This is a genomic window from Streptomyces sp. NPDC002671, assembly GCF_053592475.1.
Genome location: NZ_JBSFVU010000020.1, coordinates 120,517 through 141,984 on the forward strand (window position 1 = coordinate 120,517; position 21,468 = coordinate 141,984).

General features: G+C 73.1%; 21 protein-coding genes. 12 read left to right on the plus strand and 9 right to left on the minus strand.

The genetic code is table 11. From position 1 onward, the window contains the following. Window positions 1–117 precede the first annotated feature (117 nt). From ACWD35_RS28745 to ACWD35_RS28770, 6 genes are all read left to right on the plus strand, one after another. Window positions 118–501 (plus strand): BlaI/MecI/CopY family transcriptional regulator, encoded by a 384-nt coding sequence (locus ACWD35_RS28745; protein ID WP_451354214.1) that lies wholly within the window; start codon window positions 118–120, stop codon window positions 499–501. After that, the gene (locus ACWD35_RS28750) at window positions 498–1,391 is read left to right on the plus strand and encodes a M48 family metalloprotease (RefSeq protein ID WP_451354215.1); all 894 of its coding nucleotides are present in this window, start codon (window positions 498–500) and stop codon (window positions 1,389–1,391) included. The genes ACWD35_RS28745 and ACWD35_RS28750 overlap by 4 nt, the downstream gene beginning before the upstream one ends. Before the next feature lie 76 nt (window positions 1,392–1,467). Continuing rightward, window positions 1,468–2,118, plus strand: coding sequence for a nucleoside/nucleotide kinase family protein (locus ACWD35_RS28755; protein ID WP_451354216.1), 651 nt, complete (start codon window positions 1,468–1,470; stop codon window positions 2,116–2,118). A gap of 108 nt (window positions 2,119–2,226) precedes the next feature. Continuing rightward, entirely contained in the window at window positions 2,227–3,936 is a 1,710-nt protein-coding gene (locus tag ACWD35_RS28760) for a phospholipid carrier-dependent glycosyltransferase (RefSeq protein ID WP_451354217.1), read from the plus strand. 80 nt (window positions 3,937–4,016) lie between these two features. Continuing rightward, window positions 4,017–4,934, plus strand: a complete 918-nt coding sequence (locus tag ACWD35_RS28765) for a MurR/RpiR family transcriptional regulator (protein ID WP_451354218.1) — start codon at window positions 4,017–4,019, stop codon at window positions 4,932–4,934. Window positions 4,935–5,367: 433 nt separating this feature from the next. Then, window positions 5,368–5,760, plus strand: coding sequence for a hypothetical protein (locus ACWD35_RS28770; protein ID WP_451354219.1), 393 nt, complete (start codon window positions 5,368–5,370; stop codon window positions 5,758–5,760). Window positions 5,761–5,799: 39 nt separating this feature from the next. On the opposite strand, the gene ACWD35_RS28775 is transcribed toward ACWD35_RS28770, so the two are convergent. Then, window positions 5,800–6,642, minus strand: a complete 843-nt coding sequence (locus ACWD35_RS28775) for a hypothetical protein (protein WP_451354220.1) — start codon at window positions 6,640–6,642, stop codon at window positions 5,800–5,802. Between the two features lie 236 nt (window positions 6,643–6,878). On the opposite strand from ACWD35_RS28775, the gene ACWD35_RS28780 reads away from it, so the two are divergent. The 3 genes from ACWD35_RS28780 (at window position 6,879) to ACWD35_RS28790 (ending at window position 11,180) form a co-directional block, all read left to right on the plus strand. Further along, complete coding sequence (locus tag ACWD35_RS28780) at window positions 6,879–7,664, plus strand: TetR family transcriptional regulator (RefSeq protein WP_451354221.1); 786 nt, start codon at window positions 6,879–6,881, stop codon at window positions 7,662–7,664. 165 nt (window positions 7,665–7,829) lie between these two features. Beyond that, window positions 7,830–8,249 carry a Zn-ribbon domain-containing OB-fold protein gene (locus ACWD35_RS28785; protein WP_451354222.1) on the plus strand — a complete coding sequence of 140 codons (420 nt, stop codon included), beginning with the start codon at window positions 7,830–7,832 and terminating at the stop codon, window positions 8,247–8,249. Between the two features lie 138 nt (window positions 8,250–8,387). Next, window positions 8,388–11,180, plus strand: a complete 2,793-nt coding sequence (locus tag ACWD35_RS28790) for a hypothetical protein (RefSeq protein WP_451354223.1) — start codon at window positions 8,388–8,390, stop codon at window positions 11,178–11,180. Between the two features lie 46 nt (window positions 11,181–11,226). On the opposite strand, the gene ACWD35_RS28795 is transcribed toward ACWD35_RS28790, so the two are convergent. After that, complete coding sequence (locus ACWD35_RS28795; protein WP_451354224.1) at window positions 11,227–11,613, minus strand: PPOX class F420-dependent oxidoreductase; 387 nt, start codon at window positions 11,611–11,613, stop codon at window positions 11,227–11,229. 182 nt (window positions 11,614–11,795) lie between these two features. Between ACWD35_RS28795 and ACWD35_RS28800 the strand changes: the two genes are divergently transcribed. Together ACWD35_RS28800 and ACWD35_RS28805 are read left to right on the plus strand one after the other, a co-directional pair. Then, entirely contained in the window at window positions 11,796–12,626 is an 831-nt protein-coding gene (locus tag ACWD35_RS28800) for an SAM-dependent methyltransferase (protein WP_451354225.1), read from the plus strand. Window positions 12,627–12,772: 146 nt separating this feature from the next. Beyond that, entirely contained in the window at window positions 12,773–14,122 is a 1,350-nt protein-coding gene (locus tag ACWD35_RS28805) for a S1 family peptidase (protein ID WP_451354226.1), read from the plus strand. 67 nt (window positions 14,123–14,189) lie between these two features. On the opposite strand, the gene ACWD35_RS28810 is transcribed toward ACWD35_RS28805, so the two are convergent. The 3 genes from ACWD35_RS28810 to ACWD35_RS28820 all read right to left on the minus strand — a co-directional run bounded on the left by ACWD35_RS28810 (window position 14,190) and on the right by ACWD35_RS28820 (window position 16,727). Continuing rightward, entirely contained in the window at window positions 14,190–14,375 is a 186-nt protein-coding gene (locus ACWD35_RS28810; protein WP_451354227.1) for a hypothetical protein, read from the minus strand. Between the two features lie 115 nt (window positions 14,376–14,490). After that, window positions 14,491–15,186, minus strand: a complete 696-nt coding sequence (locus tag ACWD35_RS28815; protein ID WP_451354228.1) for a L,D-transpeptidase family protein — start codon at window positions 15,184–15,186, stop codon at window positions 14,491–14,493. 77 nt (window positions 15,187–15,263) lie between these two features. Then, complete coding sequence (locus tag ACWD35_RS28820; RefSeq protein ID WP_451354229.1) at window positions 15,264–16,727, minus strand: aminotransferase-like domain-containing protein; 1,464 nt, start codon at window positions 16,725–16,727, stop codon at window positions 15,264–15,266. Window positions 16,728–16,803: 76 nt separating this feature from the next. Here ACWD35_RS28820 and ACWD35_RS28825 point away from each other — a divergent pair, with 76 nt between their 5' ends. Continuing rightward, a complete protein-coding gene (locus ACWD35_RS28825; RefSeq protein WP_451354230.1) occupies window positions 16,804–18,192 on the plus strand; it encodes a pyridoxal phosphate-dependent decarboxylase family protein in 1,389 nt (462 codons plus the stop codon). 31 nt (window positions 18,193–18,223) lie between these two features. Here ACWD35_RS28825 and ACWD35_RS28830 read toward each other — a convergent pair whose 3' ends face one another. The 4 genes from ACWD35_RS28830 to ACWD35_RS28845 form a co-directional block, all read right to left on the minus strand. After that, window positions 18,224–19,138 (minus strand): SDR family oxidoreductase, encoded by a 915-nt coding sequence (locus ACWD35_RS28830; RefSeq protein WP_451354231.1) that lies wholly within the window; start codon window positions 19,136–19,138, stop codon window positions 18,224–18,226. Between the two features lie 183 nt (window positions 19,139–19,321). After that, a complete protein-coding gene (locus ACWD35_RS28835; protein WP_451354232.1) occupies window positions 19,322–19,951 on the minus strand; it encodes an MBL fold metallo-hydrolase in 630 nt (209 codons plus the stop codon). Further along, entirely contained in the window at window positions 19,951–21,036 is a 1,086-nt protein-coding gene (locus tag ACWD35_RS28840; RefSeq protein ID WP_451354233.1) for an S-(hydroxymethyl)mycothiol dehydrogenase, read from the minus strand. The genes ACWD35_RS28835 and ACWD35_RS28840 overlap by 1 nt, the downstream gene beginning before the upstream one ends. 90 nt (window positions 21,037–21,126) lie before the next feature. Further along, on the minus strand, window positions 21,127–21,429 hold the full coding sequence (locus tag ACWD35_RS28845; protein ID WP_451354234.1) for a hypothetical protein: 303 nt from the start codon (window positions 21,427–21,429) through the stop codon (window positions 21,127–21,129). Window positions 21,430–21,468: the final 39 nt, after the last annotated feature.

Genomic DNA, 21,468 nt, shown 5'->3' on the forward strand with positions numbered 1-21,468 from the left:
GGGTCGGAAAAGAACCGCGAGTCGGGGAAAACACGGTCAAACTAGCGTGTTCCGCTGGTCTTTGCCGGTCAGACAGGGCCATCCGGCCGACGGCACTACGCGCTGTAAGGTTGGGGCATGGCTGGCACAGGGTCCCGCGACAGGGCGGAGCGGCGCAGCGCCGGGGCGCTGGAGAGCGAGGTACTGGCCGCCCTCTGGGCCACCGAGGGTCCGCTGACACCGGCGGAGATCCAGGCCGAGATCGGCGGCGGACTCGCGTACAACACCGTCCACACGATTCTCAAACGCCTGTACGACAAAGGGCTGGTGCTGCGGGACGCCGACGGGCGGCGCGGTGCCTACCGGCCGGCGAAGAACGCGGCCGAGCTGACCGCCGAGGCGATGCACGAGGCCCTGGACCGGGGTCCTGATCCGATCGCCGCGCTCCAGCAGTTCGTGACCGGCCTGAGTCCCGAGGAGGAGCGCGCGCTGCGCGAGCTGCTCGCCGGAGGCGGCGCATGAAGTTCGACGTGTACACCCCGCTGGTGCTCTCGCTGCTGCTGGCCGCGGTCGGTCCGCCGGTCGGCCGGCGGGTCGCCCCGGCGCTCGCCGCGCGGGTGCTGACCTCGGCGGCCGTGCTGACGGCCGCGGCCACCACCTGGTCGCTGGTGCTGCTCACGGCGGCGCTGCTCGGGGACGCGCCGCCGGTGGTGCGCGAGGCCCACGAGGACGGGCGGACGCTCGCGGATCCGGTGCCGGAGGTGATCGGGTTCGCCGCGTGTGCGGCGCTCGCGGTCGTCGCGTGGCGCGTGCAGCGGGCGGTGCGCGCCGAGCGGCGCACGCGCCGGGCGCTGCGGCGGCTGTGCGCGGGCCACCCGGCGGACACGGAGCTGATCGTCGCCGCGTCCGAGGTGCCCAGGGCGTTCGCGATCCCGGGGCGGCCGGGCCGGATCCTGGTCACCTCCGCGATGCTGAGCGCGCTGCGGCCGGGCGAGCGGCGGGTGCTGCTCGCGCACGAGCGGGCGCATCTGGCCCACCGGCACGGGCCGCTGGTGACGGCGGCCACGCTCGCGGCGGCGGCCAATCCGCTGCTCGCTCCGTTGAGTTCGGCCGTCTCCTTCCTCGTGGAGCGCTGGGCCGACGAGCAGGCCGCGGCCCAGGTCGGGGACCGGCGGGCCACCGCCCGGGCGCTGGCGCGGGCGGCGCTTTCGGCGGGCCGGACCCGTACGGCCTGCGCCCTGAACTTCACCGACCGCGCCGTCACCCGCCGCATCGCGGCCCTGCAGACGAGCCCGCCCCCGCGGCTGTGGTCCGCCGCGGCTGCCGTACTCGTGCTGGGCGCGCTGCCGGCGCTGCTCGCCGTCGACGCCACGAACGACCTGCTCGGCCTGCTCTCCTGCGTGCTGCCCTGACGGTCGTGCCCCAGCCGCATTCCGGCCGTGTGCAGGCCGTACTCCGGCCCTCCGACCGGGTGACACACTCTGCTGTGTGCCGCTGACCTTCGACGACCTCCTGGACCGTGCCCGCGCCCTCGCCCGGGGCGGCCGGCGTGCCCTCCTCGGCATCGCGGGCAGCCCCGGCGCGGGCAAGTCGACACTCGCCGAGCACCTGGTGCGCGCCCTGAACGCCGAGGGCCCGCCCTGGGCGGCGCAGGTGCCGATGGACGGCTTCCATCTGGCGGACGTGGAACTGGACCGGCTCGGCCGCCGGGACCGCAAGGGCGCGCCCGACACCTTCGACGCGGCCGGGTACGCGGCCCTGCTGCGGCGGCTGCGCGAGGACACGGACGACGTGGTGTACGCGCCTGGGTTCGAGCGGGTGCTGGAGCAGCCGCTCGCGGGGGCGATCCGGGTGCCGCCGACCGCCCGGCTGGTGGTGACCGAGGGCAACTACCTTCTGCTGCGGGAGGGTTCGTGGCACCGGGTACAGCCCTGTCTGGACGAGGTGTGGTTCTGCGAGCTCCCCGAGGAGGAGCGGATCCGCCGACTGGTCGCCCGGCATGAGGAGTTCGGCAAGGACCACGCGGCGGCGGTGGCGTGGGTGCGGGGCACCGACCAGCGCAACGCCGACCTGGTCGCGACGACCCGGGGGCGGGCGGACCTGGTGGTCCCGGCTGCCGCGCTGCCCGCGTCGGGATGAACTCCGGCCGGTCGCGGGCCGTATGCGTGGACACGGCGGAAGGTCTGCCGGTACGACTCGTGCGGCGGTGACGCCTCCGGCGGCGGGCGCGGTGCGACAGTGGGGCGGATGATGGCGCGCGCACAGCACACGGTCCAGGCGGGGCAGACAAGGCCCGCGGTCCCGGTACCCGAGGCCCCCGCTCGGCTGCGCGCCCGAGTACGCCGGCACCGCCGTTGGCTGACCCCGCTCCTGGTGGCGCTGCTGCTGGCCCAGATGGCCGCCGCCATGGTCACCACGGCCGTACAGCAGACGCCCACGATCGACGAGCCCGTGTACGTGGCGACGGCCACCGACTACCTGCGCGAGCACCGGCTGCGCTACAACCCCGAGCATCCGCCGCTGGGCAAGCTGCTGATCGCCGCCGGTGTCGCGGTGGCCGGTCCGCACTACGACCCGTCGTACGCCGGCACCCAGGGCGAGGTGGGCCGGCATCTGCTGTACGAGTCGGGCAACGACCCCTGGCGGCTGATGCTGTGGGCGCGGCTGCCGGTGATCGCGCTGACCCTGCTGTTCGGGCTGGTGGTGTTCGCCTTCGCCCGGGACGTGACCGGCACGGCGGGCGGGCTGGTGGCGCTCGCGCTGTACGCCTTCGACCCCGACGTGATCGCGCACGGCGCGCTGGCCACGCTGGACGTGCCGGCGGCCGGTTTCGTGCTGACGTCGGCCTGGCTGGTCCGGCGGGCGCGGCGCCGGCCCCTGCCGTGTCTGCCGCTCGCCGGGGCGGCCCTCGGGGCGGCGGTGGCGACCAAGATGAGCGCGCTGCCTGCCGTACCGGTGCTGATGGTCCTCGCGGCGGTGTCCGTGGCGACCGCCCGGCGCGGTGCCTGCTCGCGCAGGGTGCTCGGCGGGCTCGCGGGCGCGGCGGTCGTGGCGCTGGTGGCGGTCGCGGTGGTGTGGGCCGCGTATCTGGCCGTCGATCCCGGCCTGCACTTCGCTCCGGCCGAGCCGGTGCCGGCCGTCCACGGGCTGCGCGGGCGGCTGACCGGCCTGCTGCCGCTGCCCCGGGCCTACCGGGACGGCATGCGGATGCAGTTCGGCCTGGAGGACCAGCCCTGGCAGGGCTATCTGTTCGGGCGGCTGTACACCGGCTCGCTCTGGTACTACCTGCCGGCCGCCCTGCTGGTGAAGACGCCGCTCGGGCTGCTCGCGCTGGGCACGGCCGGGGCCGTCGCCCTGATCGCCGTACGGCGGCTGCGGCCCGCGGCGCCGTATCTGCTGCTGCCGCCCGCGGTGCTGCTGGCGGCGGCGATGACGGGCTCGCGGGACTTCGGGACCCGGTACGCGCTGTTCGTGCCGATGTTCCTGGCGGTGGCGGCGCCCTGCGCGTTGCGGCTACGAACGCGATGGCCATGGCGACGGCCGTGGGCGGCCGGGGTGACGGTGGCGCTGGTGGCGTTCGTGGCGGTGAGTTCGCTGCGGACGTTCCCGTACTACCTGCCGTACGCCAACGAGGCGTTCGGCGGCCCGGCGCGCACCCACCGGCTGCTGCACGACTCCAATGTGGACTGGGGTCAGGACCTGGGCCGCCTCGCCGACCGGCTGCGCACGCGGTACCGGGGCGAGCGGATCTGGCTGGTGTACAAGGGCAGCGGTGTGCCCTCGTCGTACGGCATCCACGCGGCCGATCCGCGTACGGTTCCGCCGGGCCAAGTGCACGGTCTGCTGGTGGTGTCGGACTCCTCGGTCGCCAAGGCGCGCGGGAAACTGACCGAATTGATCGAGAGCAGTCGGACGATCGGCCAAGTCGGCTATTCGATCACTTTGTACTGGCGATGAGCCTCCCCACGTCACCGCCCCTGGTCACCACGCCAGGTGAGCTATGTTGAGTGGTCGTGGGAGACAAAGGAGACGGACCGGTGCCCTCGCCGCAGCAGGCACGCGCCCAGGCATCAGCGATCACTTCGGGCAGGACCGCGCCGGAGGGCGAGGCCGCACCGACATCCCAGCTGCGCGAGCTGTTCGACCGCCCGCACCTCTCCCCCGGGCAGCGCCGCATCGCCCAGTACCTGATCGAGCACATCACCGAGGCGGCGTTCCTGTCGATCACCGAGCTCGCGGACCGGGTGGGAGTCAGCCAGCCGTCCGTCACCCGCTTCGCCTCGGCCGTCGGCTTCAGCGGCTACCCGGCGCTTCGGGAGCGGCTCCAGGCGATCGCGCTGCGCACGCTCGCCGGCGGGCCCGGCATGGAGAACCGCGCCAACGAACTGCAGGCGGCGGTCGACGGCGAGATCCAGAACCTGGAGAACCTGCGGCGCGACTTCGCCGACCCGGACCGGGTGATCCGCATCGGCCGCGAGCTGTCCCACTCCACCCCGCTCACCGTGCTGGGCCTGCGGATCTCGGTGTCCCTCGCCGAGTACTTCGGCTATGCCGCCCGCCGTATCCATCCCGACGTCCGGCTGGTGACCCGGGGCGGCAGCGTGGCGTACGACGCGCTGCTCCAGGCACGCGAGGCGGGCGGCACCTGGGTGCTGGCGTTCACCATGCCCCGGCACTCGCAGGAGACCCTGCACGCCGTCCGCGTGGCGCGGGGCGCCGGTCTGAAGGTCGCCCTGGTGACGGACCTGGCGCTCGGGCCGCTGGCCGACGAGGCCGACGTCACCTTCGCCACCGGCACCGGCTCGCGGCTGGTCTTCGACTCCTATGCGGCGCCCGGCGTGATGGCCGCCGCGCTGCTGCAGGCGATGACCGACGCCGACCCGGAGCGCACCCAGGCCCGCCTGGAGAAGTACGAGCAGCTGTCCGACCAGCACCAGTTCTTCCTCAGGGACTGAGCGCCCGCTCAGCCCCGCTGCCGATATCACCGGCCCCGCTATCGGATTCATTCGACAACGGGGATCATTCGGCGCACATCGCACATGAATGTTTTCATACGTCTTGCAAAGTGGTCGGCATATATAAATACTGCTCACGGATCGCGTCCGGACCACTCCGGATGCGTTCCGCCCCCGCGATCTCACCGCTCGCACACCGCCCCGAGAAAGCCGACGGACCGCCTATGCGCACGCAAGCATTCCCGCCGCGCAGGTTCCCGCTGCCCGGGGCGCCCCGCACGAACACCCCCAACCGCCGTCCCCTACCCATTCGGCGCTCGGGGTGTTCTCCGGCGCGGCGCCTGCTCGCCGCGCCCCTGGCGGCCCCGGTTCTCCCCTAGACCGGGGCCGCCCCAACCGTCGGACACCCTAACGACGCCGCACACCGGAAGCGATGATCATGCCCCTGACCAGCACGCGCATCAGCCCCGACTGGCCCTGCCAGGTCAAGACGCCCGGCAGCCACGACTGGGAGCGCTCCGCGGCCAAGTGGCTGCGCGAGCTGATCCCGGCGCGCTACGCCAGCTACCCGGCCCTGATCCGGCACCCCGTGCTGCTCGCCCGGCACGCGCACCTCCAGGTGCAGCAGGAGATCCGGGTGGCGCGCACGGCGCTGCAGACCGCGCGGGCCGAGCTGCCCATGCTGGGGGTGCCCGAGTCGGTCATCGAGCACACGATCAAGCTGTACGCGGCCGAGGTGCTCCAGCTCCAGCACATCGCGCGCAGCGTCCGCGCCGTCAGCGAGGCGCTGGCCGGGCGTGGCACCCGCTCGCTGACGCGACAGTGACCCCGGGCACGGCGGGCGGCGCCACGCGGCGGATCGCCGTCAGGCCGGGCTCGGCGCTCCGTGCACGAACCGGCTCAGCGACGCCGTCAGCGCGGTGACGAAGGCGTCCCTGGCCTCTTCCGTGAGGACGTCCAGGGACAGGTAGGGGTTGAGGTCCTCCAGTTCGACCAGCAGCAGCCCGCCGTCGGGGGCACGGCAGGCGTCGACGCGCTGGATGCCGTGGGATAGGTCGTTCCAGTCGATGAAGCGCCGGGCGAACTCCAGGTCGGCGGCGGTGGCCGCGTAGGGCTTCAGCTCCCAGCGGCGGCGCGGATCGGGGGCGTAGAGGGCGTACTGGAAGTCGTCGTCGACGAAGTAGAAGGACACCTCGTACGCGAAGTCGACGCACGGCTGGATCAGGACGTCGCCGACGGCACGTTCGGCGACCCGGCTCGCGGGGACGATCCGCAGGCCGAGGGAGTCCGCGCCCGCCTTGGGCTTGACCACGTAGCGTTCGGCCTGCGGCAGCCGGTCCAGGTCCGCGGCCCGGTCGACGGTGGGGATGACCGGGAAGCCGGCGGCGCACAGGTCGAGCAGGTACTGCTTGCCGGCCATGTCGGCCTTGCCGGTGAGCGGGTTGTACACCCGCGTCCCGCCGCTCAGGGCACGCGCGCGGAAGGCGTCGTACTCGTTCTGGTAGCCGAGGACGGGCCCGCTGTTGCGGACCACGACGGCGTCGTAGGCGTCCATCAGCGCGACCGCGTCCAGCGGGTGACACAGGGCCAGGTCGAAGTGGGCGCGGAGCCGGGCGGTGAGGAGTATGTCCTCGTCGCAGTAGCGGCGCCCGCGGGCCGGGTACGCCAGGTCGGTGACGTAGAGCAGCCGGGGGCGGGCGACGGGCATGCGGGATCTCCTCGGGCGGGGGTGGCTCTGTCTCGGCGCGGCGGCGCCGCCGGTGGCGGCGGTGCGGAAAGGTTACGCCGCAGGATGGCAGGGGGTTTTCGGCGGGCCGTCGGCGGCGATCTTGTCCCGTGACGAAACGGCCGGAAACCACCTCCACAAAGCACTCAGTTCCCTCACCACGGCACTCTCACTGCACTGAGTGCCATGAATCCGGTCCGGATGCTACGTTCCCGTTCATGAGCTCCATCAGCGCGGCGCGGACCGCGAAGCCGCCGATGCGGGAGGCCCTGGTCGCGGCGGCCTTCCAGCTTTTCGTGGAACGCGGGTACGAGCAGACCACCGTGGACGACATCGTGGCGCTGGCCGGGGTGGGCCGGCGCTCGTTCTTCCGTTACTTCCCCTCGAAGGAGGACGTGGTCTTCCCCGACCACGAGCGCTGCCTGGCCGACATGACGGCCTTCCTGGCGGCGAGCGAACAGGGGCACGAGCCGGTCCGGCGGGTGTGCGGCGCGGCCCGGATGGTGCTGAGGATGTACGCCGAGAACCCGACCTTCTCGGTCCAGCGCTACCGCCTGACCCGACAGGTGCCGGGGCTGCGCGCCTATGAACTGTCGGTGGTGTGGCGCTACGAGCGCGCGCTCGCCGAATACCTGCGCAGGCGGTTCGCCGGGCGGCCCGACGGCATCCTCCAGGCCGACGTCATCGCGGCGGCCGTGGTCGCCGCGCACAACAACGCCCTGCGCGCCTGGCTGCGTTCGGACGGCGAGGGCGACCCGGGCGCGGCAGTGGACCACGCCCTGAAGTACGTGCAGGAGGCGTTCGGCCACTCCGCACCGGCCCTGCCGAGCCCCGGCACCCCTGGCGCGCCCGGCACCCCCGGCACGGCTCCCGCAGGCCCCGGGCCCGCCTTCGCCGAAGTGCGGGACGAGCGTGACAGTGACGTCGTCGTCCTCGTCTCCCGGCGCGACGCCCCGCTGTGGCGGTTGGTGCAGGAGCTGGAGGCCGCGCTCGGCCGCGCCTGACCTGCTGCGGAGGCCCTCCGGCAGATTGGGGGTACGCAGTGCCTTTACGAGTGACACTGAGTGCCATACTCTGTCGACGTGCACGGTGGCACGTCAACCGCGCACACGCGTGTGCGGCTCGCGCCGGCACGTGGGATTCCGGCCCAGCGCAGGGAGTTGACCAGCGTGTACCACTACTCAGCAAGCCCCTCGCATGCGGCGGGCGGCTCCGCGGCGGGTGTTCTCGACCCCGCCGGCTCCGCGGAGTCCAGGGACGCCATCCTCTTCCAGCGCTGCACCTGGTGCGGCACCGCGATGTACCACCGTCTGCTGTGTCCCGTGTGCCAGGGCAGCGAACTGCGCACGGAGCGCAGCGAGGGCGCCGGGACGGTCCGCCACTCGACCGTGGTGCACCGCAACACCCCCGCGGCGCGCAACGTGTCCCTCATCGAGATGGCCGAGGGATTCGTCGTCCGGGGCCGGGTGATGGGACCGCCGGTCGGCATCCACAGCGGGGACCGCGTCCGGCTGTCCACGACGAAGGACCCCGTGCGCGGCGAGCCGGTCTTCCAGCTGCTCGACGAGCCGTTCCGCGCCTGGACCTGACCTGAGGCGTCGGCCCACGCCGTGTGATCCACCACCTGTTCTGCACAGGCAACCCACAGACTCCTCGTTCCGTCCTCCGGGGGCGAGGGGTGCCCCGGGACGGCCGGGGCGCCCGAGGTCGGGGTTCGAGGAGGAACAGTGGTCCGTGCCCGGCGCATGTGGATCACCGCCGCCGCACTGCTCGCGGTGGCGGGAGCATCCCCAGGGGCGGCAGTAGCACAGGCTCAACCACCGGCAAAGACAGGGGTGTTGGCGGCCTCGGCCGACGCCGACGCGCCAGCCGGGGGCCACACCGACGGGACGCTGCCGCAGGGCTGGCGGATCGCCGGCGGGCACTCGGCACCGCAGCTGGTGTGGCGGTCCGGCCGTCCGGTGCCGATGGGTGACGCGCGTGTCGAATTCCGCGCGCACGGGCGGCTGTTGGGAGTGCCCCGGCCGGGTGCGGACGGGCGCACGTTCCGGCTCGGGCTCGGTGCAGGGCAGGCCGGTGAGCTGAGCGGGCTGGAAGTCTGGTCCGGCGGGCGGCGGTTGGACGAGCGGCAGCAGGCCGGGCGTACGGCTCCGGTCCAACCGCCCGCGCCCCTGCCCGCGGGCGACGTGGACCCGGGCAAGCCGGGCTCCTATCACACCAGGACCGGCGAGTACCGGCTCAAGTCGGTCCGCCTGCCCGGGTTTTCCGCGCCCGTGGAGATGCGCGCGGTGGTCGTCGCCCCCGTCGGCGCCCCCGGCCGCCGGCCGCTCGCGCTGTTCCTGCACGGCCGCCACTACACGTGCTACAAGCCGCACGGTGACATCGGCGGGGACTGGCCCTGCCCGGCCGGGACGAATCCGGTGCCGAGCCACCGCGGCTATCTGCGCGACCAGCAACTCCTGGCCTCGCAGGGCTACATGACCGTGTCGATCGCGGCCAACGGCATCAACGGGCAGGACGGGGCCGCCGAGGACGGCGGCGCTCAGGCACGTTCGTCGCTGGTGCGGCTGCACCTGGCCCAGTGGGCCCGCTGGGGCGACCATCCCGAGACCGCGCCGGCGATCGTGCGCGGGGCACCGCGCGCCGATCTGTCCCGGGTGCTGCTGGTGGGGCACTCGCGCGGCGGCGAGGGCGTCAACCGGGCCGCAATGGACAGCCTCTACCCGCCGCCGGCCGGCCAGGACGGCTACCACGGCCCGGTGCGCTGGACGATCCGCGGCATGGTCCTGATCGGACCCACCGTCTTCGGGCAGAACCCGGTTCCGGACGTGCCGTCGGTCACGATCCTGCCGGGCTGCGACGGTGACGTCTCCGACCTCGAGGGCGAGGTGTACGTCGACGGCACGCGCGCGGTCAGCGCCGGCAGCGCGCTGCACAGCGCCGTGTACGTGATCGGCGCCAACCACAACTTCTTCAACTCCGAGTGGACACCCGGGCAGTCGGCGGCCCCCTCCGAGGACGACTTCTCGGACGACCCGCACGGCCATGACCCGGTGTGCGCCAAGGGCACGGCGACCCGGCTGACCGCCGACCAGCAGCACCGGGCCGGTTCGACGTACATCGCCGCCGCCGCGCGGCTGTTCCTGGCCGGGGACGACCGGGTGCGACCGCTGCTGGACGGTTCGGGCAGGCGGGCGCCGTCGGCGGATCCGGCGCGGGTCCTCAGCCATGCGGTGGGCGGGCGCCGGGGTGCCGGGTTCCTGCCGGACGGCGGAGTGTCGGTGACGGGCGGCCGGCTGTGCGACGCGGTGGGTTCCGACCCGGGCCAGACCTGCCTGGGGCGGGGCGCGCAGGGAGCCTCCCCGCACTTCGCGCAGTGGGAGACCGGCCGGGAGTCCGGCCGGCACGCGATCGCGCTGCGCTGGACGCGCCCGGGAAGCCCGGTGCGGGTGAGCGGCAAGCAGCCGGTGTCGCTGTCCGGTGCGAAGGCGCTGGCGCTGCGGCTGTTCGTGCCGCCGAACTCCCGGGGCACCGAACTGGACGTGTCCCTCACCGACACTGCCGGACGGACGGCGAAGCTGGGCCGGGTGCGTGCCGACGGACTGCCCGGCAGCGAGCGGACCGCCTCGTACTGGGCGCGTGAGATACGGGTCCCGCTCACGGCGGCCGGCCGGGCGGGGCTGAAGCTCGGGTCCGTCAAGTCCCTTGAAGTGACGCCGCGTTCGGCGTCCGGGCGGGCCTGGCTCATGGACGCGTGGGGCTGGCGGCCCGGAACGCCCGAGGTGCGGGCGGCGGCGCTGCCGCGCGTCGACCTCGGCCGGACGACCGTCGACGAGGGCGACTCGGGCGTGCGTACCTACCGGGTTCCGGTCCGGGTGTCCGGGCAGGGCAGCGGGCAGGTCCGGGTGTACGTCATGGATCCGGCCACCGGGCAGGCGAAGGACCGGCTGGTGACGGTGCGTCCGGGCGGCCACGACCTCGACGTGCCCGTCGAGGTGAAGGGCAACACGCGCTACGGCAACGACGTGTCGTACGAGGTCCTCGTCAAGGCGGTGCACGGCGCGGTGGTCGGCTCGTACCGGGGCGGGATCACCGTCCACGACGACGACCCGGCCCCGGCGATGACCGTCACGCCCGTCGCCGACCGGGTGACCGAGGGGAAGCCGCTGACGTGGCGGGTGTCTCTGTCCGAGGCCGTCGACGTGGACATGGACGCGTTCTTCGGCGTCGTCCCGGTCACCGGGCCGGCGCTGTCCACCAAGGACGTCCCGGCGCGCTGGCTGCGCGACACCTCCGGCGCGTCGCCCGATCCCGAGCGTCCGCTGTCCAAGGTGGACGGGCTCGCGCTGTGGGTGGACATCCCGGCGGGCCGGACGAGCGCCGAGATCACCGTCCCCACGGTCAGGGACCGGGTCGCCGAACCGGCGGAATCGGTGCGGTTCGAGCAGCTGGACCCGAAGACCGGTCAGCCGCTGCCGGGCGGTCTGGCCCTGTCCGGGACGGTGCTGAACGCGTCATAGGACGCGAGGTCGGCGCCTGCGCCGGGTTGTGCACCCCGGGTGGCTCTCACGGTGCGAGGGTCACCCGGATGCCGACGGTGCCGTCGAGGCCGCGGCGCAGCCGGCTGCCGAGCAGGGTGAGCCGGCCGACGATGCCGTACTTGCGGGCGATGAGGGTGCGGTAGCGGGCGGTGGTGGCCGCGTCCACGATCTCGGCGGTGCCGGGAAGCTGCTCGCCGGTGGGGTTGCCGCGCAGGTCGCAGGGGCCGGCGAGGATGTCGGCGCGGCGCCGGATCCGCTTGACCTTCCAGGTGTCGGCGGCGGTCCAGACACCGAGGGTGTCACCGTCGCGCACCACCCAGACCGGGGTGGCGACCGGGGTGCCGTCCTTCCGGTAGCTGGTGACCAGCAGGTACTTTCCGGCGCCGAGCCGGTCCAGGCGCGTGTCGTTCATGCCCGGCAGTCTAGGCGGCCGTCCGCCGCGCAGCAGGCCGGGGGAAGGCCCGGGTCCGGGGGAGAAGCCCGAGGTCGCAAGCCCGAGTCCGGGGAAAACCCGGGTCGAGCAGCGGAGATCAACTCTGGCGTCTAGATTGCGTCTTGACGCTGTACTCTCATCAGGCACCCAGGAGCTGACCCGTGACCGACAACTCGGCAGCCACCAACGACGTGGCCGCGTCACTGCGCGCCCGCATCAACACCAGTCAGCCGCACACGGCCCGGATCTGGAACTACTGGCTCGGCGGCAAGGACAACTACGAGGTCGACCGCGCGGCCGGCGACCAGATCCGCCAGCTCCACCCGGGCATCGGAGAGTACGCGCGCGCCGACCGGCTGTTCCTGGGCCGGGCCGTGCAGCACCTGGTCCAGGACGTCGGCATCCGCCAGTTCCTGGACATCGGCACCGGGCTGCCCACCGCCGACAACACGCACGAGGTCGCCCAGCGCATCGCGCCGGACGCGCGGATCGTGTACGTCGACAACGACCCGCTGGTCCTCGCGCACGCGCGAGCCCTGCTGACCAGCACGCCCGAGGGCCGTACCGACTACCTGGACGAGGATCTGCGCAACGTCGACGCGATCCTCGAACACGCCGCGAAGACGCTGGACTTCAGCGAGCCGGTGGCACTGATACTGCTCGGCGTGGTCATCTTCATCGGCGAGGACGAGGACCCGTACGGTCTGGTGCGGCAGTTGACGGACCGGCTGCCGTCCGGAAGCCACCTGGTGCTGTCGCACACCATCACCAGCCCGGCGATGCCGGACGTGGACGACGCGGTGCGGTTCTGGAACGAGCACGGCACCCCGAAGCTGACCCAGCGCACCCCCGAGGACGTCGCCCGGTTCTTCGACGGCCTGGAGCTGCTGGATCCCGGCGTGGTGTCCTGCTCGCGCTGGCGGCCGGAGGACGCCGAGGGGCCCGAGCCGGAGGAAGTCGCCATGTTCGGCGGGGTGGCGCGCAAGAACTGACTCCGGCCGGAGAAACCGGAGCGGCCGAGCGCCGTCGGTGAACGGCATGGTTCCCGGCCACGTATTCACCCCTGGGCGCCTCGACGACCGGAGGGCCCCGCGGTGCCTGTGGAGGGCACCGCGCGTTCGGGGTTCGGGAGCCATGCATGAGGCACGCACGACGACGGCTACGGGTCGTCCGGCGGGTGACACGGCTGGCGGCGGTCGGCGGACTCCTCCTGGGAGGCGCGATGGTCACACAGGCGGCCATGGCGAGCGAGCCTCCCCGGGCGCCCGCCTCCGCCAGGCCGTTCACAACTGCGGCAACCGCCGTGGACAAGAGCGCCGCGCTGGTGGCCCGGCTCGGCACCGCGCGGACGGCGGGCAGCTGGATCGGCGCCGACGGGCGGCCGGTCGTGGCCGTGACCGACGCTGGTGCCGCGCGGGAGGTGCGCGGCGCGGGCGCGGCGGCGCGGGTCGTCGGGCACAGCATGAACGAGCTCAAGTCGGCCACTGCCACGCTGCGTTCGGCGCCCCGGGTGGCGGGCACCGCGTGGGCGGTGGACTACCGCAGCAACCGGGTCGTGGTGCGGGCCGACAGCACGGTGTCGGCGGCCGACTGGTCCCGGATGAGCCAAGTCGCCGCGGGGATCGGCGGTTTCGTGCACATGGAGCGCACGAAGGGCACGTTCACGACGCGGCTGAACGGGGCGCAGCCGATCCTGTCCACGGGCGGTCGCTGCTCGGCCGGCTTCAACGTCACCGACGGGCAGCGCGACTTCATCCTCACGGCGGGGCACTGCGGGCCCGCGGGCTCGGTCTGGTTCGCCGACAGCCAGGGCGACCGGCAGCTGGGCACGACGGTGAACAGCAGCTTCCCGGGCAGCGGCGACTTCTCACTCGTCCGGTACGACTCCGGCCGGGCCGGGAACGGGGCGGACGTCGTCGCGATCGGCGGCGGCAAGGGCGTGCGGATCACCGGGGCGGCCGATGCGGCGGTCGGGGAGCGGGTGTTCCGCAGTGGCAGCACCAGCGGTCTGCACGACGGCCAGGTGACCGCGCTCGACGCGACCGTGAACTATCCCGAGGGCAGCGTCACCGGGCTCATCGAGACGAACGTGTGCGCCGAGCCGGGCGACAGCGGCGGCCCGCTGTTCTCCGCGGGCATCGCGCTGGGCGTCACCTCGGGCGGCAGCGGTGACTGCACCACGGGCGGGACGACGTTCTTCCAGCCGGTGACCAAGGCGATGGCGGCGCTGGGTGTCAAGCTGATCGCGTCGACGCCGGCCGGGCAAGGGGCGGTCGCGCCGAGTGCGGCGTCGCCGGGCTCCGCGGCGCCGGTCACGGGGTCCGCGCAGGGCAGCACGCTGCTGGCGAGGCTGACGGACACCCGGAACCTCGGTCCCGGGCTGCTGGTCATCGCGGGGAGCCTGATCGCGCTGGTCGCGACCCGGTACATCCGTACCGAGCAGGACCGCAGGGCCTACCGGCGGTACTACTCGGCGACGTGGGGCTGACGCGGGGGCGGTCCCGGCGGGGCGGTGCTACGCCGGGACCGTGCGGCGCGGTGCGCGCCGGGCGTGTTCAGGCCGCCCGGCGCGGCTCCGGGGCCGCGGAGGCCCACTCCATCACGAGGCGCTGGTACTCGGCGCGCTGCGCGCTGGTCAGTGTCCCGCCCGACCGGAGCCACAGGGCCCGTATCTCCTCGTTGACCTCCGCGGCCGATCGCTCGGAGGCGGCTTCAACAGTGGTGGACATGCTGTGAAGCATATGCCGCTGGAGGTGAAGGCGCCGTGAGTAAGTACCCGCGATGCGGACATTTCGGACCGTGTTACTCATCACGTCAACATGTCAACGGGAGGCGGGAGTTCCACTGCTGAGCAGGTCAGGTGCCCGGCTTACGGCCGTAGACGAAGACGTCGTCGCCCGTCCTCAGCAGCGACCAGTACTTCTTGGCGGCGGTCGTGGTCATGTTCACGCAGCCGTGCGAGCCCGGCGGGTTCCACATGCTCTTGTCGACCGAGTGGAAGGCCTGGCCGCCGTCGAAGAACTGGCTGTACGGCATCGGCACGTCGTACAGGGTCGAGACGTGGTCGATGTCCCGCCAGTAGATCTTGTACGAGCCGGTGCGGGTCTCGAAGCCGTCGCGTCCGGTGCGCACCGGCACGGGCCCGTACACCAGCCGTGAGCCGTCCTGGACCCAGCTGAGCTGGAGCGAGAGGTTCACGCAGGCGATACGGCCCCTGTTCACCGGGCACTTGCCGCCCTTGTTGGGGTTGCTCCCGACGGCCCGCTGCTTGAGCATGAGGTCCATCACGCCCCAGGTGATGGGCCCGGCGTAGCCGATGGCGGGCGTGATGCCGTGCTTGTTCTGGAAGGCCCGGATGGCCAGGCAGTCGCCGGTGGACTGCCTGCCGTCGACAGGCCGGCCGAGGAACTTCTCCACCTGCTTCTGGTACGGCCCGGCCTGCGTGGTGCAGCTCGAGGCCTGGGCCGGTGCCGCCGTGAAGGCCAGCGTGAGCGGCGCCACCAGTCCCGTGACACCCAGTGCGACAACGCCTCGTTTGCGCATGTCCCCCATATCGGGCTTCCCCTTCTCCCCTGGTCCGGGATCCTTGCCCGGGTACTCCCGTGCGCGATTCCCCCGGTGTGCGACTACTAGACCTGCCGGGTGGCCCCAGGGTTGTGGTTCCGGCCACGCTGTGACGAAACGGTGAACTTCCTCGCCGCGCCCTCCTTCACTCCCCCGCACTCCCGCAACACCTCCACCACCCGCGTCAGCGTCTCCGGGGTCGCCGTGAACGGCAGGCGCAGGCGGTGGGTCAGGGTGGCCCGGTCGGCGGCGAAGTGCGGGCCCGGGGTCACGGCGAGGCCGCGGGCCGCGGCGCGTTCGGCGAGGACGGTCGCGCTGGTGTCCTCGCCCAGGCGCAGCCACGCGGTCAGGCCGCCGTCCGGGACGGTGTACGTCCAACCGGTCCCGGCGAGCAGGGCGGTGAGGTGGTCGCGCTGGGCGCGCAGCCGGGCCCGGCGGTCGGCGAGGAGGCCGGCGAGCGGGTCACCGAGGAGTTCGGCGGCGATGAGCTGTTCCAGCGGCGGCGGCGAGAGCTGGGCCTGGAGCGGGCTGCGCCGCAGGTGACGTACGAGGTCCGCGCTCGCCCGGATCCAGCCGACCCGGAGCCCGCTCCACAGGGTCTTGCTCGCCGAGCCGATCTGGATCACCCGGGCCCCGGCGAGGTGGGGTTCGGTTCCGGGCGGCGTACGCAGGTCCAGGTCGCGCATCGTCTCGTCGGCGAGGACGGTCACGCCGTGCCGTTCGGTGAGGGCGGCGACCGTGCGCCGGGCCGGCGCGTCCATGTGGGCGCCGGTGGGGTTGTGGAAGTCGGGGACGAGGTAGGCGAGTTGGGGCGCGTGGCGGGCTACGGCGGTGGTGAGCCGGTCGAAGTCCCAGCCGCCCTGCCCCGAGACGGGCACGGGCAGCAGGCGGGCCCGGCGGGCGCGCAGGAGCGCGAGGGCGCCCGGGTAGGTGGGGTTCTCCACGATCACGGGTGCCCGGCGGTCGGTGTGCAGGTGGTCCAGGAGCAGGGTGAGGGCGGCCTGCGCGCCGGAGGTGACGAGGATCTGCTCGGGGCGGGTGGCGAGGCCTGCGCGGGTGTAGCGGTCGGCGAGCAGCTCGCGCAGGCGGGGCAGGCCGGCGGTGGCGACGCCGGAGTCGACGAGCAGCGGCGCACTGCGTTCGGTGGCGCGGGCGAGGGCGGCGAGATAGGCCTCGTGCGGGGCGGCGGTGACGGCGAGGGTGAGGTCGATGCCCGCGCCGGGAACGCCGCCCCGGTCCAGTGACCAGGGGGTGGTGCGTTCGGTGAGGCGGGCGGGCAGCCGTACGACGCTGCCGCTGCCGTGCCGGGTGGCGAGCCAGCCGTCGTCGCGCAGCAGGGCGAGTGCGGTGACGACCGTGCCGCGGCTGAGGTGCAGGGTGCGAGCGAGGTCGCGTTCCGAGGGGAGACGGGTGCCGGCCGGCAGCCCGCCGTCGACCACCGCCTCGCGCACCGCCGCGGCCAGGGAGCCGGCGAGGGTGCCGGGCCGGTTGCGCCAGGCGCCGAGCGCGGCGACGAATCCTGAGTCCATCGGACCAGTTTCCCCTGGTCCAGTTTCCGCGAAGTGGACCAGGCTTCCGCCCGGCCGCCGGTCTACGCTGCGGCGCATGCACCCCACACTCGCCGACGATCTCTCCCGGCTTCCCGAACTCCTGCAGTCCGCCCGCGACTTCGCCGCCCGTGAGGCGGCGGGGCTGACCGAGCGGCCGGTCGCCGCATCCGGGCGGGCGCCCGAGCGCGCCCCGCTCCCGGCCGGGGGCGCGGGCGGCGAGGGTGCCCTCGCGCGGTTCGCCGAGCGGTGGGCGCCCGGCTTCTCCGGCTCCGCCGGACCGCGCTACCTGGGTTTCGTCACCGGTGGCGCGACGCCCGCATCGGTCGCCGGGGACTGGCTGACCTCCGCGTTCGACCAGAACCTGTCCGGGGCGGGCGGTTCGTGGGCGCAGGAGCTGGAGCGGGAGACGGTGGCCTGGCTGCGGGAGCTGTTCGGGCTGGGCGAGGCGCACAGCGGGGCGTTCGTGACGGGGGCGACCGTGTCGAACACGGTCGGGCTGGCCATCGCCCGCGAGTGGCTCGGCGAGCGGCTCGGGGTGGACGTCTCCCGCGAGGGCGCGGCGGCGCTCGGCCCGGTCGACGTGCTCTCGGGCAGCCCGCACTCCAGCGTCACCAAGGCGATGTCCGTGCTGGGCCTCGGCCGGGACCGGCTGCGGCAGGTGCCGCTGCTGCCCGGCAACCGGGAGGCCGTCGACGTGGCCGCGCTGGAGGCGGCGCTGGCCTCGCTGGACGGCCGTCCGGCCGTCGTCGTCGCGAACGCGGGCACCGTCAACACCGTGGACTTCGACGACCTGCGGGCGATCGCCGCACTGAAGGAGCGGTACGACTTCTGGCTGCACGTGGACGCGGCGTTCGGCGGTTTCGCCGCGCTCTCCCCCGAGTACGCCCACCTGGTCGGGGGTCTGGACGCGGCCGACTCGGTCTGCGTGGACCTGCACAAGTGGCTCAACGTGCCGTACGACGCGGCCGTCCAGTTCACCCGCCGCCGCGACCTCCAGGTGGCGGTGTTCCACAACGCCTCGCCGTACCTCGGACTGCCCGTCGGAGAGCCGGACTTCCTGCACCTCACGCCGGAGAACTCACGCCGCCTGCGCGCCCTGCCGGCCTGGTTCTCACTCGTGGCTTACGGCCGGGCCGGCCACCGGGAGATCGTGGAGCGCAACGTCGCCCTCGCCCGCCTCCTCGGCGAGGGCATCGACGCCCTCCCGAGCCTGCACCTGCTGGCACCGGTACGCCTCAACGTCGTCTGCTTCACCCTCACCGAGAACCCCTCCCAGGAGCGCATCGAGGCCCTGGCACGCGCGGTCGCCGAGTCCGGGGAGGCGTACCTGACACCGACGGTGTACGACGGAGTGCCCGGACTGCGGGCGGCGTTCAGCAACTGGCGTACGACGGAGGCCGATACGCGCCGGGTGCTGGACGTGCTTGCCGCAACCTCGGTCTGAGTCCTCGGAGTTGGTACAGGGGGTGGCCGGGTCACCGGTACCCGGTCACGTCCGCCGGTTTCCCCGCGTCCTGCACCTCCACCAGGTACCGCCAGGCGTCGGGGCGGCTGCCGTCGAGGTCGGTGAAGCCGTACTCCCGGGCCAGCCCGCCGCTGGAGAGGGACTGTCCGTTGAAGCGGGCCACGTCGGGGTCGGCGGCCAGGGCTGCGACGGCGCGGCCGGTGAAGCGCGGGGTCTCGGAGATGGCGAAGTGCGGGACGCGGTCGAGGGCGTCGCGCCAGTTGTCCTCGCGTACGCCGAAGGTGTCGAGCATGATCTCCGAGCGCATCCAGCCCGGGGTGAGGGCGACGGCGGTGGCACCGCGCGGGCCCAGTTCGTGGCCGAGGGCGAAGGCCATGCGCAGCACGGACGCTTTGGCGAGGTCGTAGAAGAGGTTCACCCGGTAGGTGTCGCGGTTGTAGTCGGCGGTGCCGTCGGTGACCTCGACGACCAGGCCGCCGGGCCGGCGCAGCAGCAGGGGCAGGGCGGCGTGGCTGGTGACGAGGTGTGTCTCGACGGCGAGGCGGAGCAGCCTGAGCCCGTTGTCGAGGTCGTGCTCCCAGAGGGGGGTGTCCCAGGCGAAGAGCTTCTCGCCGCCCCAGATGTCGTTGACGAGGACGTCCAGGCGGCCCTGTTCGTCAGCGATGCGGTCCACCAGGTCCCGTACGGCGGACGGGTCCAGGTGGTCGGTGGGGACGGCGATACCGCGTCCTCCCGCCGCCGTGACGAGGTCGGCGGTGTCCTCGATCGTCTCGGGGCGGTCGTACTCCGAGCGGCGGGCGCGGGTGCTGCGGCCGGTCACGTAGACGGTGGCGCCGGCCGCGCCGAGTTCCACGGCGATGCCCCGTCCGGCGCCCCGGGTCGCCCCTGCGACCAGTGCGACCTTGCCTTCTAGCGACTCCGACATGTCCGGCCTCCGGTTGCGGTACGACTGCTGTCGCCGTCCACTGTCCCGGGAAAGCCGGACATCTTCTGTCGGGATTACCGGGCGAGTCGCAGCCGGTAGTTGGTCGAGGGCCGGGCCCTCGGGGGCACAGGCGAGGACGCGGACGCCGTGGCGGGTGTCGATCGTCTGTGTGGCCGGCGACTGTCAGTGCCCCCGGGCGATCCATTCCTCCAGGTGGGGCGCCTCGGCGCCGATGGTCGTGGAGTCCCCGTGGCCGGTGAGGACCTTGGTCTCCGGAGGGAGGGTCAGAATCCGGTCGCGGATGGAGTCGATGATCGTCGGAAAGTGGGAGTACGAGCGTCCGGTGGCGCCCGGTCCGCCCTTGAAGAGGGTGTCGCCGGTGAAGACGACGCCGAGTGCGGGGTCGTGCAGGCAGACGGCGCCGAGGGCGTGGCCGGGGGTGTGCAGGACGGTGAGGTCGGCGCCGGCCGCCTCGATGACCTGACCGTCGACGAGATGGGCGTCGGGCTCGCGGTCGGGGTGGGTCTGCTTCCACAGCGGCAGGTCGGCGGGGTGCAGCCAGATGGTGGCGCCGGTGCGGTCGGCGAGGGCGGGGGCCGCGTCGATGTGGTCGTTGTGGGCGTGGGTGCACACGATCGCGGTGAGCCGGCGGTCGCCGACGGCGCGGGCGATGGCCTCGGCGTCATGGGCGGCGTCGATGACGATCGCCTCGTGGTCGTCGCCGACGATCCAGACGTTGTTCTCCACCTCCCAGGTTCCGCCGTCGAGGGTGAACTGGCCGGAGGTGACGAGGCGTTCGATACGGGCGGCCATCACAGCACCACCACCGAGCGCAGCACGTCGCCGTGGTGCATCCGCTCGAACGCCTTCTCCACCTCGTCCAGTTGGATGGTCTCGGTGACGAACTTGTCCAGCGGCAGGCGGCCTTGGAGGTGCAGGTCGATCAGCATGGGGAAGTCACGGGTGGGCAGGCAGTCGCCGTACCAGGAGGACTTCAGGGCACCACCGCGGCCGAACACGTCGAGCAGGGGCAGTTCGAGCTTCATGTCGGGGGTGGGGACGCCGACGAGGACGACGGTGCCGGCGAGGTCGCGGGCGTAGAAGGCCTGGCGGTACGTCTCCGGGCGGCCGACCGCCTCGATGACGACGTCGGCGCCGAAGCCGCCGGTCAGTTCGCGGACGGCCTCGACGGGGTCGGTGTTCTTCGAGTTGACGGTGTGGGTGGCGCCGAGGGTGCGGGCCAGCTCCAGTTTCCGGTCGTCGATGTCCACGGCGATGATCTTCGCGGCGCCGGCGAGGTTCGCTCCGGCGACGGCCGCGCCGCCGACGCCGCCGCAGCCGATGACGGCGACGGAGTCGCCGCGGCCGACGCCGCCGGTGTTGATCGCGGCGCCGATGCCTGCCATCACCCCGCAGCCGAGCAGTCCGGCGACGGCCGGGGAGACGGCCGGGTCGACCTTGGTGCACTGCCCGGCGGCGACGAGGGTCTTCTCGGCGAACGCGCCGATGCCGAGGGCCGGGGACAGCTCGGTGCCGTCGGTGAGGGTCATCCGCTGCTTCGCGTTGTGCGTGTTGAAGCAGTACCAGGGCCGGCCACGCAGACAGGCCCGGCAGTTTCCGCACACCGCACGCCAGTTGAGGACGACGAAGTCACCGGGCGCCACGTCGGTGACACCCGCACCGACCGACTCCACGACACCGGCGGCCTCGTGGCCGAGCAGGAAGGGGAACTCGTCGCTGATTCCGCCCTGTTTGTAGTGCAGGTCGGTGTGGCAGACCCCGCAGGCCTGGACGCGTACGACGGCTTCGCCGGGCCCCGGGTCCGGGACCACGATCGTCTCCACCCGTACGGGCTCGTCCTTCCCCGGTGCGATCACGCCGCGTACTTCCTGCGCCATAGCCTGGCCCCTTCGTTCGACTGTCTTCCCCACCGACCCTACGCGCGAATGATCGTCATCGGCACTCTTCGGGAAGCAGCCGGGCCGGGATCACTGGACGGCGGGGAGCAGGTTGGTCACGGGCGCGACGAGGTCGGTCACCTGGTGCAGTTCGTTGAGCTTGTTCAGCTGGCTGAGCTGGTTCAGCCCGCGCATCTGCTCGGAGACGCGCGGGATCTGGGCGTTGTGCTGCTCGGGGATGTCCCCGGCGGTGACCGAGTCGAGGGCGGCCATGGGCTTGATCTGCCCGGTGTCCGCGGCGCCCGCGTCGGCCGCGTTCGCGAGCGGTGCCGCGAGGCCCGTGACTCCGACGGCCAGACCGACTGCGGCGACGATACGTCGTGTTGAGATCATGTCCTGCGCAACGGCGGCGGGCCCCTGCCGGACACGGGC